The sequence below is a fragment of the Streptomyces sp. BV286 genome (genome assembly GCF_019090165.1).
GTDB lineage: Bacteria > Actinomycetota > Actinomycetes > Streptomycetales > Streptomycetaceae > Streptomyces.
Genome location: NZ_JAHRIB010000174.1, coordinates 71,964 through 85,660 on the forward strand (window position 1 = coordinate 71,964; position 13,697 = coordinate 85,660).

Below are 13,697 nucleotides of genomic sequence, written 5' to 3' on the forward strand. Positions count from 1 at the left end.
TGGCTCCTTGGGTTCTTGCGCGGGGCGTACGGCCGTACGGCGAAGTCGAGGTCGTCGCGAGGCAGGCTTCGGTGAGCCTCCAGGCGGTGAACGGGGGAGATACGGCTCTGCGGGAACCGGTCAGGCGGCGGGCGCGGAGAAGACGCCGAAGTGGTTGCCGGCAGTGTCCTGCAGTCGGGCGAAGGTGAAGCCCGCAGCATCGGAGACCGGCTCCATGAGGACCTCGGCGCCGAGGTCCTGGCCGTGTTTGACGGTCGCGGCGACGTCCTGGACAAGGACGTAGAAGACCGCGTAGTTGGGGAAGCCACCCTCCGACTCCCAAACACCGCCCGCCGGCTGCTGGGCGCCCGGCGTCATCACCGAGTGATAGGTGACCCCTGGGGTGTTGGTGTTGAGGACGTACTTCCAGTCGAAGAGCTCGCCGTAGAACTCCTTGACCTTCTCCGGCTGGTCGGTGCCGAACTCGAACCAGGCGACCGAGTTGAAGGCGGGAACGGACATGGCACTCACTCCTTAGGCCCCGCAAGGCAAGACTTGTGACTCTCCGTGGCAGGTTGAATCCCGGTGGTCACCGCATCCCGCGGCGGGGCACCTTGCGGGAATCGGCGCAGATGAGCGATGCATCGGCTCGGCGTCCAGCAAACCATTTCCATTCCATGGAAGCAACTTCCTTAGATTATTGTTCCACGGGTATGGGTTCGATGGTCCTCAGCCGTCCGAACCATGGACACCACAGGAGCCCGGCGGCTCGGAAGAGGGGCGGCCGGGTCGGAAGGAAGAGGTCATGGAGCCGGTCGAGATCGAGGCGAAAACCCTGATCCAGAAGTCGAAGACCCCGTCGAACGACTACGTGATCAACCCCTACACCGGTTGCGTGCTGGGCTGCGCCTACTGCTTCGCCAGCTTCGCCGGGCGGCAGTTCGGCCGGTCGGTGACGGAGTGGGGTGACTACCTGTACGTGAAGAAGAACGCGGTCGAACTCGCCCGCAAGGAACTGGCGAAGATGCCTGAGAGCAGGCGGCGGGGCACGATGCTGCTCAGCTCGGTCACCGACCCCTACCAGGGGCACGAGACGAAGTACCGGCTGACCCGTGGCATCCTGCGCGAACTGAAGGCGGTCGAGTACCCGGGCCTGGTGCGCATCCTCACCAAGTCACCCGTCGTCACTCGCGACATCGACCTGCTCGCCGGCCTGCCCCGCGCCGAGGTCGGCATGACCGTGACCACCACCGACGACAAGGTCAGCCGCTGGCTGGAGGTACGCGCCCCACTCGCGTCCCGTCGCCTGCGCACCCTGGCCGAACTCGCCGAGGCAGGCATACCCACCTACGCCTTCGTCGGCCCGCTCCTGCCCCACTTCGCCACCCAGCCCGAGCTTCTGGACGACCTCTTCGGCCGACTCGTCGACGCGGGCGTGCGTGAGGTGTTCATGGAGCACATCAACCTCAAGCGGTACATCCGCGAGCGCATGGACCAGGTCCTCGCGGGCGAGCCCGAGGACGTCCGGGAGGCGTACCTCCAGGCGCGGACGAAGGAACACCGCGAGCAGCTCGACGCGATCGTGGCGGAACTGCTCGACAAACACGGTCTGCGGCTGCGCTTCGAGGAGGTCGTCCACCACGACGACAACGACTCTCTGCGGCAGAGGCTCGCGTCCTCGGAGTGACCGCGTCCGCGCCGCCGGGCCTGGGACCGCGTCACGCGGTGACGTCGGCCTCGGGATCCGGCACCGCCATGGCCCAGGTGCCCATGGCGTCCAAGACGTCGCGCAACCCCTCACCGAGAGGGGTCAGCGCGTACTCGACGCGCGGCGGGATCTCCGCGTAGGTCGTGCGGGTGACGATGCCGTGCCGCTCGAACTGGCGCAGCCGGCTGGTCAGGGTGTGCGGACTGATGCCGGGCAGGGCCTCGCGCAGCCGGGTGAAACGGTGGGGTCCGTGCAGCAGTTCGCGCACGATCAGCGTGGCCCACGGGCCGTTGAGCAGCGTGAGGAACCGGGCGACGCCGCACTCGGGGAGACAGGGATCGGTCACAGTTTTGACCGTACCCCAATAGTGCAGTTGATGTAACTGATGCATCCCATGCACTAATGGCGCCCATGACCTACGTGATTCACGGCGCCACCGGCGCCCAGGGTGCCCCCGTCGTCTCCGCTCTCGCCGCCGCGGGCAAGTCCGTGACCGCCCTGACCCGAACCGCCGATGCAGCCGTGGACGGCGCGCAGCGCGTCGTTGCCGCCGGCTACGGCTCCACGGCCGAACTGACTGAGGCGTACCGCGGCGCTGACGGAGTGTTCGTCCACCTGCCGGTGGTCTCCGAAGAGGACCGCGTGACCTATGCGCGCAACATCGTCGCTGCGGTCCGCGCGGCCCGTCCGGCCCGGGTGGTGTTCTCGACCAGCGGCGCCCCGATCGACCCGGAAACCGGTGGCGCGGCCGCGGTACTGGCCGACGGTCTGGCGGGCAGCGGGGTGTCCCATGCGGTGATCGCGCCCACGTTCTACCTCGAGAACCTGCTCATGCCGTACGTCCTCGACGCGGTCCGTGAACGAGGCGTGCTGCCCTACCCGATCCGTGTCGACTTCCCAGCCTCCTGGGCCTCGCACCTGGACATAGCCGATGCCGTCGCCGCCCTGTTCGACCGCCCGGACATCACCGGTGTGATCTCCGTCGGCCAGTACCCGGCGATCACCGGGCCGGACCTGGCCGAGGCGTTCGGCGCCCGCTTCGGCAAGGACGTGGTCTTCGAGCAGATCACCCCCGAGCAGTTCCGCAGCTCTGTCGCACCGTTGTTGGGGGAGGGCCCCGCCGCCGACGTCGCCGGGTTCTACGCGGCCGTGAGCACACTTCCGCACCGCTCGATCGCACTCGAGGAATCCGCCCAGAAGCTGCTCGGCATCACCCCTCGCACCACCGGGCAGTGGCTGACCGACATCGGCCTCTGACGGGTCAGCACACCTTGGCTCTTCCGAGGGCGGAGCCTGCATCAGCCGTGGGTTCGGTGACTGCGGGTTCAAGGGTGTTACTCACGTCACATCAGCTTGAACCTGACATTGATGTCAAGAACTAGCTTGGCGATGTCCCCGCCGAACACCGGACGAGGACGTTGCGAAAGGAATTCTTGATGAGTACAGCCCTGGGGTATCGCACCTTCGGTAGCGCCGACGTCCACGAGTTCTTCGATCGGCCCGTTCCGTCACCCGGTCCTCTCGAAGTCCTCGTGCGCGTCGCGGCAGCGGGAGTCAACCCGCTCGATCACCTGCTCCGGTCCGGACACATCCAGGAGTTGAACGGCCATGTGCCCTTTCCGCAGGTCCTGGGAATGGAGGCGGCAGGCACCGTCCTTGCGGTGGGGGACGATGTGACTGACCTGGCCGTCGGCGACCGGGTCACCGGATTCGCCCTGACCGGTGCCGGCACGTACGCAACGACGACTCTGCTGCTCGCCGAGTCCACGGCCCGCATACCCGACACACTCTCGGAGACCTGGGCCGCGACCATCCCCGTCGCAGGCACCACCGCGCTCGACGTCCTGGACCAACTCGCCTTGCCCGCCGGGGCGTCGCTGCTCGTGAACGGCATCGGCGGCGGTGTCGGAATCGCCCTTGCCCAGATCGCACGGGACCGTGGTCTGGTCGTGGTCGGCACCGGCAGTGCGGCCAAGCGGGATCGTGCGACGGCCACCGGTGCAGCCTTCGTCGAGTACACCGCAGGCGATGTCGTGGCCCAGCTCCGCATGCGGGCCCCGGACGGCTTCGACGCCGTCGTCGACACGGTCGGCGGAGATTCCCTGCGGAGCGTCGCCCCACTGGTTGCCAGGCCGGACGCACTCGTTTCGGTAGGGGACCCGTCGGTCAGCGAGCTCGGCGGAGCGATGGTCCACCGCCGTCTCGACCGGAGCAGTCTCGAGCGTGTCGCCGAACTGATGGCCGCCGGGCGACTCGATCCCAACATCACGGCGACCTATCCTCTGGCGCGGGCGGAGGAGGCGCTGGCGCTCGTCGAGTCGGGCCACGCGTCGGGCAAGCTCGTCATCGACATGCGACTCTGAACTCACGCTTCGCAGTGATGACCGTCCCCGGTGGGAACGGCACCGGCCCGGCCCGCGCCGAGCCGGTGCCGGGTGTTCACTTCGATCACGGCATTGAGGGAGTCCCGGGTCTCGACGAGTCGAGCGATGTCGGCGGTCAGGCGGTCCCGTTCTTTGACCATCGTTTCGAACGCATCCTCGTGAACGTCGGCGTCGTCGCTGTCCACACAGGGCAGCAACTGGGCGATCACCTTGCTCCCCAGTCCCGCGTCGAACAGCCGCCGGATGAGATGGACCCGCGCGACCTCGGTCGCGGCGTAGTGCCGCTGCCCGCCGCCGGATCGTGCGCTGTGGATGAGACCCTGCTGCTCGTAGTACCGCAGTGATCGGGCGCTGGCACCCGTCAGCCGGGCCACTTCTCCGATCCGCATGGTCACAGGGGGAGATGTCAAAGTCACGACACGCGCCTCCCGCACCTCAGCCAATTCCGCATGGCTACAGCTTAGTCAGCGCGTGGCCGAGGGTATCTCCGGGACGGGTCTGCTCTATGACGCACCGCTCTCATCTCCGCCGGTTGTGCTCAGCTCCCCTGGGTCTCAGGCGCGCCAGTGCACCTTGAAGACCCACGCGTGCTGCCCCGCCTTGCGTGCCGCTTCGGGAACGTCGATCACCAGCGCTCCCTTGCTGAGAGTCCACGTCAGGGGCCGGCCGTGGCCGAGCATGGTGATTTTGTCGCCGTTGCGGATCGGGATCGGTGCTTCGACGGTGAGTGTGGCGCCGGGCTTCGTGAGGGAGTGGATGTAGAAGGCCTCGTCCGGGCGGATGGTGAACCGCAGGTCCTCGCCCAGTTCGGCCATCCTGGACCAGTACGTGGTGTCGTAGATCGCCTCCCCGTTGGTGCGCAGCCATCGGCCCGTCTCACGCAGCCGGGTCTGCATGATCTCGGGGATGGTGCCGTCGGCACGTGGGCCGATGTCGAGGAGGAAGTTGCCGTTCTTGGAGACGATGTCGACGAGGCTGTGCACCACCGCTTCGGTCGTCATGTAGGCGTCGTCGGGTGTCGCCTGGTTGTAGCCGTAGCTGAAGGGGTCCAGGCCGCGGCTGGACTCCCACTTCGCGACGACCGTGTTGTCGTACGTCGTGTACTCGGGCGTCGTGAAGTCGTGGAAGGCGATGCCCGCACGGTCGTTGACGGTGACCTCGATGGGCCGGGCGCGGTTCTTCGCGTGGTTGAAGTAGTCGGCGAGGACGTGGAGGCTGTCGTTGACGCCGCCGATGTCGCACCAGATGACCTCGGGGTCGTAGCCGTGGATCAACTCCCTCATCTGTGCCGCCTGGTAGTCCTTCACGTAGTCCATGCCCGCGGTGTAGCCCGTGTAGGGCACCAGCTCCTGGGTGTACGGATTACGCGGGGCGTGACCCATCCAGGGGTTGTCCGGGTTGAACCACTCGGGCATGGAGAAGTAGAGCCCGCGGTGGAGTTCGGGTGTGTAGCGGCGGGACGCGTCGAAGAGTTCCTTGACGAGATCCCGTTTCGGACCCATCTTCACGGAGTTGCGGTCGGAGACCTTCGTGTCCCACAGGGCGAAGCCTTCGTGGTGCTTCGAGGTCAGCACGTGGTACTCCGCGCCCGCGTCCCGGAACAGTTCGACCCAGGCGCGCGGATCGAACTTCTCCGCCGTGAACATCGGGATGAAGTCGTCGTAGGCGAAGTTCTCGCCGTACTTCTCGCGGTGGTACGCGAAGACGGCGTTCCCGGGATCCTGCATGTGGTTCCAGTACCACTCGGCGTACTGCTTTCCGACGGGCGACCAGGCGGGGACCGAGTAGACGCCCCAGTGGATGAAGATGCCGAACTTGGCGCCCTGGAACCAGTACGGCGCCTGGTGGCCTGAGAGGGAAGCCGCAGTGGGCTGGTAGTCGGATACGCCGAGGGTCAACCGGCGTTTCTGTGAAGCGACTTGGGTTCCGCGTCCGGTGACGGTCACTGAGCCGTCCCGGGCCGTGCCGGGGGCGGTGCCCCCGCGGTTGCGGATTCCCACGCGGACGCGGGCCTGCTCACCGGGGTCCAGGCGGCGGACACGAGCGGCTTCGACGGTGCGGGCTCCCGGAACCTCGACGCCCACCGACACGCCGTCCGTGGCCAGCACGGCCACCGTCCCCGCGTTGACGACGGTGGCTTCGATGCTCTGGGCGCCGGACGACTCCAGGAGCGAGTTCGTGGAGCGGGCCCCGCGCAGGGTCAACGCGCGCCCCTGGGCGGCAGGTTGCAGGGACAAAGCGAACACGTGGAGCGACGCCTTGTTCGCCTGCGCCGGGTTGGTCACCGGAAGTGTGATCGCAACGGCGTCGCGCTGTGGGTCGAGCCACAGTTCGGACGTGCCTATCCCCACACGGTGTTCGTCCCTGGTGCCGTCCGGTCCGTAGCGGTACGGCACCGACAGGGATCCGCCCGTGGCGTACCAGTCGGATCCGCCGAGGGTGGCGGTCGTGGTGGAGCCGTCCGCGTAGTGGACCGTGGCTCTGCCGGAGGCGTTGCCGTAACTGCCTGCGGTGAGGAAGACAGCCGAGAAGTAGCGGCCTTTGGGCAGGTCGACGCGCTGGCCGAGGGCGACGACGTTGTTCTTCGCGCCGGCATCCGAGGTCGGGAAGACGAACGGCGCGCCGTCGACTTCGACACGGCCCGCGGGAAGTTCCTCGCCCGGGAACGTGTAGCCCGAGCCGTCGAAGTCACCGCCCCGCGCGGAGGTGGTGTCGACGCCGTCGTTGTCGTAGAGGGAGTCGAGGGGGACAGGCACAGGGTCGGGGACGGGAGCCCACGGCCCGGCCTGCTTGGCGGGGGGTTCGGCGGCCGTGGCGGAGGTGGCTGAGGTGAGAGGAAGGGCTGCCGCGGCGGAAACCCCGGCTGCGGCGCCCAGGACCTGACGTCTCGGATACGTACCCATGAGCGGCTCCAATTCATCGGATGTCTGATGATCGAGGGGAGTCGCGGTGCTGTCAACGGTGCGGACAGAGAGTGGAGTCGGGGAAATAGGTAGGATGATCAGTGAGGATCCTGAGTCCGTGGGATGGGTGCCCGGTATATGGTGAATCTCCGTCGCGCCACCGAGCGCCATGACGGACCGTCCCGCATCCGGATGAGCTGAACCGGGCGGCTGCCCATCCAGACCAGCCATCGGCCGAACCTACGCGGTCGTCGCACGAAACCGCTGAACTGTGTTCGCTTCTCCGTCAGTTGGTGCCTGAGCGCCGAGTGCCCGTTCCTGATCATCACCAGCGGACCGGCGACCAGCGACCGGTAGCCCCTCTACCCCGACCCCACTCCCGTCGTCGCCGATTCATTGCTGGACCGGATGATCAGATCACCGGCGGTCCCGCCTCGATCCGGCGCAGTACCGGAGGCAGGCGGTCCAGGTCCGGGCCGGTCTGGACCTGGCGCTCGTCCCACCAGGTGGCACCGGCGTCGCGCAGCGGACCGATGACGTCCCTGGCCTTCGCGGCATCCGAGGACGTGGCACCGCCGAGCACGACTTCAAAGGGCCGCTCGTCTCCGGCCATGCGGTGCTCACGTACATAGCCGACAAGATCCCGTACCTCCGCCACCTCGGGTACATGCCCATGCCGGGCCGTCTCGAAGAGAGGCACCGCGCCGTCCCAGCGCGCTGCGCGCCGCATCGGCGGGCGACGCGGCCAGAAGCCGCCGATCCACACCGGCGGACCGGGCCGCTGCACCGTGGCAGGCAGCAACGTCACATCCCGGACCTGGTAGTGCCGGCCCTGGTGGTTCACCGGCTCGCCGGACCACCAGCGCCCCAACAGTTCCAGTCCCTCGTCCAGCCGCTCGGCGAGGACGCGTGGCTCGGCCGTGTCGCCGAAACTGCGGTATTCGTCCTCGACCGGGCCGCCCAGGCCGGCTGTGAAGATCACCCGGCCGTTGCTGAGATGGTCCAGGGTGGCCACCTGGCGGGCCAGTTGCTGCGGACGGTAGCGGGGGACCGGCGTCAGGAGGGTGCCCAGCCGGATCCGCGAGGTCGCCAGCGCGGCTGCGGTCAGCAGCATCCAGGGGTCTCCGAAGGGGCGTCCCTGGTGTTGTCGGTGCAGTACGTGGTCCCAGACGAAAAGTCCGTCCCAGCCGGCCTGTTCGGCGGCAGTTGCCACGGACGCGACATTGCGGGGGTCGGCGAAGTCGCCGAAGTTGGGGATGTTGATGGAGAAGCGCATCTCAGCAGGATGCGGAACTGGCCGTGACGGAGCAATCGAATTCGGATCCGGGCGGCTTCACGGCGGGGCCCCCGGCGAACGCAGCACCACACGTACTCCACCGGGCTCGTCGCACGGCGGCTGTACCGGCAGGGCCGACCGTTAGCCATGAACGAGGCCGGCGCCCCAGTCCGAAGCGCGCTTCATACCGGAGGTCAACGAACAAGCTCAGCGAAGGGGCCGTCGGTCGCGAAGGAGTGGGCAGCAAACCGCTTGCCCATTCGGCGATACGCGGTGGCGGTGGGGTGAAGGCCGTCGGGCAGATCGTCTGCCTCATCCGGGCCGAGCAGCTCTCGTCCGTCGAGATGGTGAAGGTGGGGATCAGCCGTTTGTCGTGCCGCAGCGATCCGGGCCAGCTCAGCACGGACCACCGTCAGTGACAATGCGCCGGCGGCCACATCTGCCGGGTCGCCCAGCGCAGTGATCCTCCCGTCCGGTCCGGTCGCGGCCGGGCCGGGAACCTGCTCAAGGGCTGGACAGCTCACAGGGGAGATCAACAGCAGCGGAGTGTCCGGGTGGCCGTCCCGGATCGTGTCCAGAAATCCGTGGAGTGCCGGGCCGAACGTCCGCAGTCGGAAGGCGGGCAGGCTCACGATGTTGATGCCCACCTTGAGGCTGATCAGGTCGGCGGGCGTGTCGCGGATCGTACGGGCGACATAGGGATCCAGCAGCGCGTTGCCGGCCTGGCTGAGGTTGATCACCTCCACCCCTCCGAGCGCGGCGGCCACCACCGGCCAGGTTCCGGTCGGGCCGTCGGCCTCGATGCAGTGGCTGATGGAACTGCCGTGGTGGACCCAGCGGCGCCGCCCGTCCGGCAGCGGTGCCAGCACGTCGCCGTCAGCGCGTAGTGCCACCAGTTCCGTAGGAGTCTGCTGTGGGAGCCACAGCTCGACGTTCTTCATGCCGGCCGGCAGTCCGGCGAAGCGTACGGTCCCAGGTTTGCCCGGCACGAGTCGCTGTACGGCCCTGGGGCCCGCCATGCGCATCACGTTGCCGACCGGCGCCTGCCGACGCCCTGCCAGGGCGCCGTCCACCAACAACTCCAGCATCCCGGTCGGGCGAGGGTGGGCGTCGGTGTCGAGCTGGCCGGTGGAGGTGAGTACCTCGAACTCCAATGCGCGGGCGTCGGTGCGGAACACCAGCCGCACCCCCGAGGGCATCACGGTCACCCCGTAGACCGAGGGGTCCTGGTACTGCTCCTTGGTCCACGCGGGCAACCGGCGCGGCATGACCCCTGCCGGTGTGGTCTCCAGGTCCAGCGCACCGCGTATCTCCACCGGTCCGCCGACCAGCGGAACCGTCCGCATCGCCATCGTCACCGCTGCTGTCCCAGGTCGACGCGTTCCGGCGATGGCATCCGTCCGGTGTCTCCGTCGTTCATCGGCGCCCGCCGAACTCCCAGTGGTGGACCTCGATGTCTGCGTAGCGGTCCGGGGTCAGGACGGCGCGTGCCGTATCCGGGTCCGGGGCCCTGAGCAGTACCGCCGTGCCCAGCCAGGTGTCGCCGTCGTCGGACAGCAGCGGCCCGTACGCGATCAGCTCGTCCTGGTCGGGCGGCAGGTCGAGGTCGGCTGCCGGGCCCTCGCCGAGGCCGAGCACCAGGTACCGGTCGCCACCGCTCCGGCCACCGGGAAAATCCCACATGGTGCGCCCCAGGACGTTGCGCCACCGGCGCAGCAGCACGTCCCGGAACGCACCGGCCTGGTAGTTGGGCTCGTCGAAGGCGAATGCACGGGCAGCGGCGGGATCGGGCAGATCGACGATATGCACGCTTCCGGTGGGCGTTTCACCGTCAGCGGCGAAGGTCGGGCCGCGAGCGATCAGTTCCTTCGCATACCGGTCCATGTAGGACCAGTGCTCCTCAGTCAACTCCTCGCGAAGGGCAAGGGAGCCGGGCCGGTCTCGGTGGTAGCAGAAGTACTCCATGACCACAGACCCTTCCGCACCAAGGTCACCATCTCAACCGGCTTTTGCCGGCGAGAAGCGTAGCCGCGTCTCGACCAGGTCCTGAAACCTCAGTGGGTCCTCTGCAGCCGTGATGCCCGGCCGCCGTTGAGGCTGCCGGGCATCAGCGTTTGCGACGCGGGAAGAGGGTGCGCCCGTGGGTGCCTGACAATCAGACGCTGAAGAACTTACGGAGGCGGGACACGAACCAATCGGGCTGTGCCAGGTGCGGATAGTGCGTGCGCTTCGGTGCCTGTTCGATCACGGCGGCGGGGATGCGGTCGGCGAGCCACTCGGCGTAGTCGGCGCCGGCGTCCGTTCCATGCAAGGACAGGTACGGGACACCAGGCGGGAGACTCGTGGCCCGTCGAGACCACGCTGCCAGGGTCTCAGCGTCCCAATCGAGCAATGGGGTCCAGAATCCGTCGAACACGTCCTGGTCGAGGGTGCGGCGGCGTTCGATGTCGGCCACGAGCTCAGGGTCCAACTCACCGTACATCGAGGCGAGAACCGTACGAGCGAAGTCCTCGAAGCCCTCTCCCCGCACAGCGATGGCTATCTCCGCGGGCAGCGGACCGACTCGCAGCGACTGGTCGACGTTGACCACACCGCGGGTCGGATAACGAGCTGCGTAGGCAGTCGCGATCACCCCGCCGAGGGAGTGGCCGACGATGAACGGTGGTTGGTCCCCTGTCAGATCCTCGCCCAGCGACTCGATCAGACGGTGGATGTCCTCCACCGACTCGTCGATCCCGAAGGGTGCGGTCCGAGGCGATTCCCCGTGGCCACGCAGATCGACGCGCAGCACGCGGAAGTGCTGCTGCAGGCGAACCGGGTCCCAGAAGCTGCGGTTCTCGGTGATGCCGTGGACTGCCACGAGCAGCGGTCCCGTGCCCTGGAGGTCGTGGGCCAGCTGATTGTTGTGTGTCATGGTCACTCTCGGTTGTGATGCGGGTTTTACGGATTGGAACCGTTCGGCAAACAGCCCGAAGGGCGGAACTTCACCAACGCTGGTAACGGTCCGCCCTCAGCACAATGAAGCCGGCGGTTTGAGAAGACGGATTGTTGGTGGCGGTGGTTGCTGCTGTCGTGAGGTGAAGCAGTTCGGTGGGCAGGCGTCCGCAGTCTCGGATCCTTCTGTTCTGTGCGCCTGTTCCTCGCTGATGGGGTGGAACTACTTGCGGACTCGGCCCCATGGTTTGAAGACCGAGAGCACTGTGGCAAAGCTCAGGAGCGCCATGGCGGTTGCGGCGAGGAACGAGAGGAACCAGATGTCGCGCAACGGCTGTTCCCCCGAAGCGAGTTCGGTGATGGGGCCCAGGAACGTCAGCATCATCGCGCAGGCGATGACGTTGAGGACCAGCTTCACGGCGACCCACCAGTAGCGTACGAGTCCCCACTTGGTCGCCAGTCCCAGCAGGACGCCGGTGACCAGGCAGACCGTGCCTGCTATGAGTGCCGTCAGCAGGAGAGGGACGACGAAGAAGTCCGCGAGTGCTTGGTATACGGCGGTGCGGTCGTCGCCCGCGCGAACCCAGCCGATCGCCACCAGGACGATGGAGATGACATCGATGCCGATCCAGGCCCCCGCCGAGACGACATGCGTGACGAGGACGCTCTTGCGCAGCCGGGCCGGGATGGTCCAGCGGACCCGGTTGGCCTGTCGTGGCGGGGTGGTTCGGGCTGGGGAAAGGGTGGTCATGGCTGTCCTCGTCTGCGGATCGTCTGCGGATCGTCTCGGGTGGGTCAGCAGTCGGCTCCCTGACAGGGCCTGCCCTGCGCGGTTGGAATGTGGCGTGAGGGCGTCCGGTCCCCTTCTCCGGCGCATCACGGGACCGTGGTGTCGCTCTATGCGTGCCACAGCCAGTTGGCTCGGTCGTACATCGGCTCGAAGCCGGCGCGCAGCAGGTTGTGCAAGGACGGGTTGTGCTCGCCGGAGTTCTCCGCCGCGGTCTCCGCGACGATCCAACGGCACCCCTCGGCCGCGGCTGCGTGGAGTCGGGCGGCGAGCAGCGCGGACTGGGCGCCGCGGCCGCGTGCGTCAGGGAGGGTGGCCCCGGCGAACATGTGGGCGCACTCGCCGTTGAGGAAGACGCTCCCGACCGCGACGATGCGCTTGTCGGCCCAGACCGCGTACTGCCGCCAATTCGCCTTGCCTACGAAGGACGCGGCCATCCCGATCATGTCGGGTGAGGTGAACCCGAAGGTGGTCATCATGACGGTGTCCCATTCGTGGGCCTGTCGGTCCTCGACGACGCCGACCCGCCAGCCTGCTTCCAGTACGGGAACGCCGACGGTGGCGGGCATCCTCTCGATGTCGCGGCTGAGCTTGGTGTACCGACTGTCCTCGGTGAGTCCCAGCTTCGAGGCGATGGCGGCCCAGCCGGGCGGCAACGAGCGTGGTGCGAGCATGATCGAGCCCTGCGCCACCCCTTGCTGCCGGTAGAAGTCGCACACCGGGGTCAGGTCGTCGATGGTGATCGGACGATCGGTGCCGAAGCCGCCTGCCCGGTTGAAGAAGTGGCTCGGGTCCTCGCGGATGGTCAGCGCCTGCGCCGGGCCGATGTGTAACGCGCCAAGACCCAGGGTCTCCTGTACGGATGGCGGGGCGCTGGTCGCGAAGTCGGTGTAGGCCGTGATCTCGGTCAGCTCGGCGATGTCTGAAGGCACGGTGGTCGTCATACGTGGCTCTCGCTCGTGTGGCAGTGCTGGGAATGTGGGAGGAGGGGCTGTGCTCGGGCGGTGGGACGTCCCGTGTGTCCGGTGCGACGGACGCACTGCTCCGGGAGGGGTCAGCGGGCGAGGGAGACGGCGAAGGGAGCGAAGCCGTTGCGGCGCATGATGTGGGGGACGACGAGGATCATGGCTTCGGTGGCGCGGGCAGTGGTGATGCCGCCGAGGTCCTCGATCCAGTCGGGCTGCCAGCCCAGGTCGTCGAGAAGGCCCGTGACGGTCTTCTTTGCCTGTTCGTCGTCTCCGGAGAGGTAGGCGGTGGGCGGGGAGGCCAGGGTTCCCGGGGCGGTCATGACCATGAACAGCATGGTGTTGAGCGTCTTGACGACGCGGGTGTCGGGCAGGGCGGCCTGGAGCTGTTCGGCGAGGCTGCTACCGGGGTAGCACAGGTCGCCGGGCAGCTTGTCGGCGGCGTCGTGGGTGGCGTTGGAGACATCGATGAGGATCTTGTCCGCGAGTTCGGCCCGCAGGGCGGTGAATCGGCCCAGGGTGCTGATTCCGGGGGTGGCGTTGATCACGATGTCCGCGGTGCGGGCGGTGGTGGGGTGGTCGGCGTAGCGGACGGCGGTTCCCTCGGTGGGCGGCGTGCCCGTCTCGACGCCGCTCTGACGGCGGCCGAGGGTGACGTGGTGTCCCGCGGCCGCGAGGCTGCGAGCGAGGTTGGTGCCGACGCGGCCGGCGCCCAGAATGCCGATGCTGCTCATGTTGGGTTGCCCCTTGCGGACTTGGTG

At 67.7% G+C, this 13,697-nt stretch carries 14 protein-coding genes; 3 read left to right on the top strand and 11 right to left on the bottom strand.

What is annotated here, in order from left to right; translation table 11 throughout:
- Positions 1-120: 120 nt before the first annotated feature.
- Positions 121-501, bottom strand: coding sequence for a VOC family protein (locus tag KUF83_RS32180; protein ID WP_217458530.1), 381 nt, complete (start codon positions 499-501; stop codon positions 121-123).
- 283 nt (positions 502-784) lie between these two features.
- Between KUF83_RS32180 and KUF83_RS32185 the strand changes: the two genes are divergently transcribed.
- Positions 785-1,666, top strand: coding sequence for a radical SAM protein (locus KUF83_RS32185; RefSeq protein ID WP_217458531.1), 882 nt, complete (start codon positions 785-787; stop codon positions 1,664-1,666).
- A 31-nt stretch (positions 1,667-1,697) separates the two neighbouring features.
- On the opposite strand, the gene KUF83_RS32190 is transcribed toward KUF83_RS32185, so the two are convergent.
- Complete coding sequence (locus KUF83_RS32190; RefSeq protein WP_217458532.1) at positions 1,698-2,033, bottom strand: helix-turn-helix domain-containing protein; 336 nt, start codon at positions 2,031-2,033, stop codon at positions 1,698-1,700.
- A 65-nt stretch (positions 2,034-2,098) separates the two neighbouring features.
- Between KUF83_RS32190 and KUF83_RS32195 the strand changes: the two genes are divergently transcribed.
- Both KUF83_RS32195 and KUF83_RS32200 read left to right on the top strand, forming a co-directional pair.
- Complete coding sequence (locus KUF83_RS32195) at positions 2,099-2,944, top strand: SDR family oxidoreductase (protein ID WP_217458533.1); 846 nt, start codon at positions 2,099-2,101, stop codon at positions 2,942-2,944.
- Between the two features lie 179 nt (positions 2,945-3,123).
- Complete coding sequence (locus KUF83_RS32200) at positions 3,124-4,050, top strand: NADP-dependent oxidoreductase (RefSeq protein ID WP_217458534.1); 927 nt, start codon at positions 3,124-3,126, stop codon at positions 4,048-4,050.
- A gap of 2 nt (positions 4,051-4,052) precedes the next feature.
- On the opposite strand, the gene KUF83_RS32205 is transcribed toward KUF83_RS32200, so the two are convergent.
- The 9 genes from KUF83_RS32205 to KUF83_RS32245 form a co-directional block, all read right to left on the bottom strand.
- The gene (locus KUF83_RS32205) at positions 4,053-4,460 is read right to left on the bottom strand and encodes a MerR family transcriptional regulator (RefSeq protein WP_217458535.1); all 408 of its coding nucleotides are present in this window, start codon (positions 4,458-4,460) and stop codon (positions 4,053-4,055) included.
- 165 nt (positions 4,461-4,625) lie between these two features.
- Positions 4,626-6,974 carry an alpha-L-fucosidase gene (locus KUF83_RS32210; RefSeq protein ID WP_217458536.1) on the bottom strand — a complete coding sequence of 783 codons (2,349 nt, stop codon included), beginning with the start codon at positions 6,972-6,974 and terminating at the stop codon, positions 4,626-4,628.
- A gap of 412 nt (positions 6,975-7,386) precedes the next feature.
- A complete protein-coding gene (locus KUF83_RS32215; RefSeq protein ID WP_217458537.1) occupies positions 7,387-8,250 on the bottom strand; it encodes an LLM class flavin-dependent oxidoreductase in 864 nt (287 codons plus the stop codon).
- Between the two features lie 194 nt (positions 8,251-8,444).
- On the bottom strand, positions 8,445-9,596 hold the full coding sequence (locus tag KUF83_RS32220) for a GDSL-type esterase/lipase family protein (RefSeq protein WP_217458605.1): 1,152 nt from the start codon (positions 9,594-9,596) through the stop codon (positions 8,445-8,447).
- Between the two features lie 70 nt (positions 9,597-9,666).
- On the bottom strand, positions 9,667-10,215 hold the full coding sequence (locus KUF83_RS32225; protein WP_217458538.1) for a YciI family protein: 549 nt from the start codon (positions 10,213-10,215) through the stop codon (positions 9,667-9,669).
- A gap of 190 nt (positions 10,216-10,405) precedes the next feature.
- Positions 10,406-11,164 (bottom strand): alpha/beta fold hydrolase, encoded by a 759-nt coding sequence (locus KUF83_RS32230; protein WP_217458539.1) that lies wholly within the window; start codon positions 11,162-11,164, stop codon positions 10,406-10,408.
- Positions 11,165-11,407: 243 nt separating this feature from the next.
- Positions 11,408-11,935: a hypothetical protein gene (locus KUF83_RS32235; protein ID WP_254644682.1), complete on the bottom strand. Its 528-nt coding sequence runs from the start codon at positions 11,933-11,935 to the stop codon at positions 11,408-11,410.
- A gap of 146 nt (positions 11,936-12,081) precedes the next feature.
- Positions 12,082-12,903, bottom strand: coding sequence for a GNAT family N-acetyltransferase (locus KUF83_RS32240; protein WP_308403225.1), 822 nt, complete (start codon positions 12,901-12,903; stop codon positions 12,082-12,084).
- A 122-nt stretch (positions 12,904-13,025) separates the two neighbouring features.
- Positions 13,026-13,670, bottom strand: a complete 645-nt coding sequence (locus KUF83_RS32245) for an NADPH-dependent F420 reductase (RefSeq protein WP_217458541.1) — start codon at positions 13,668-13,670, stop codon at positions 13,026-13,028.
- Between the last annotated feature and the right edge of the window lie 27 nt (positions 13,671-13,697).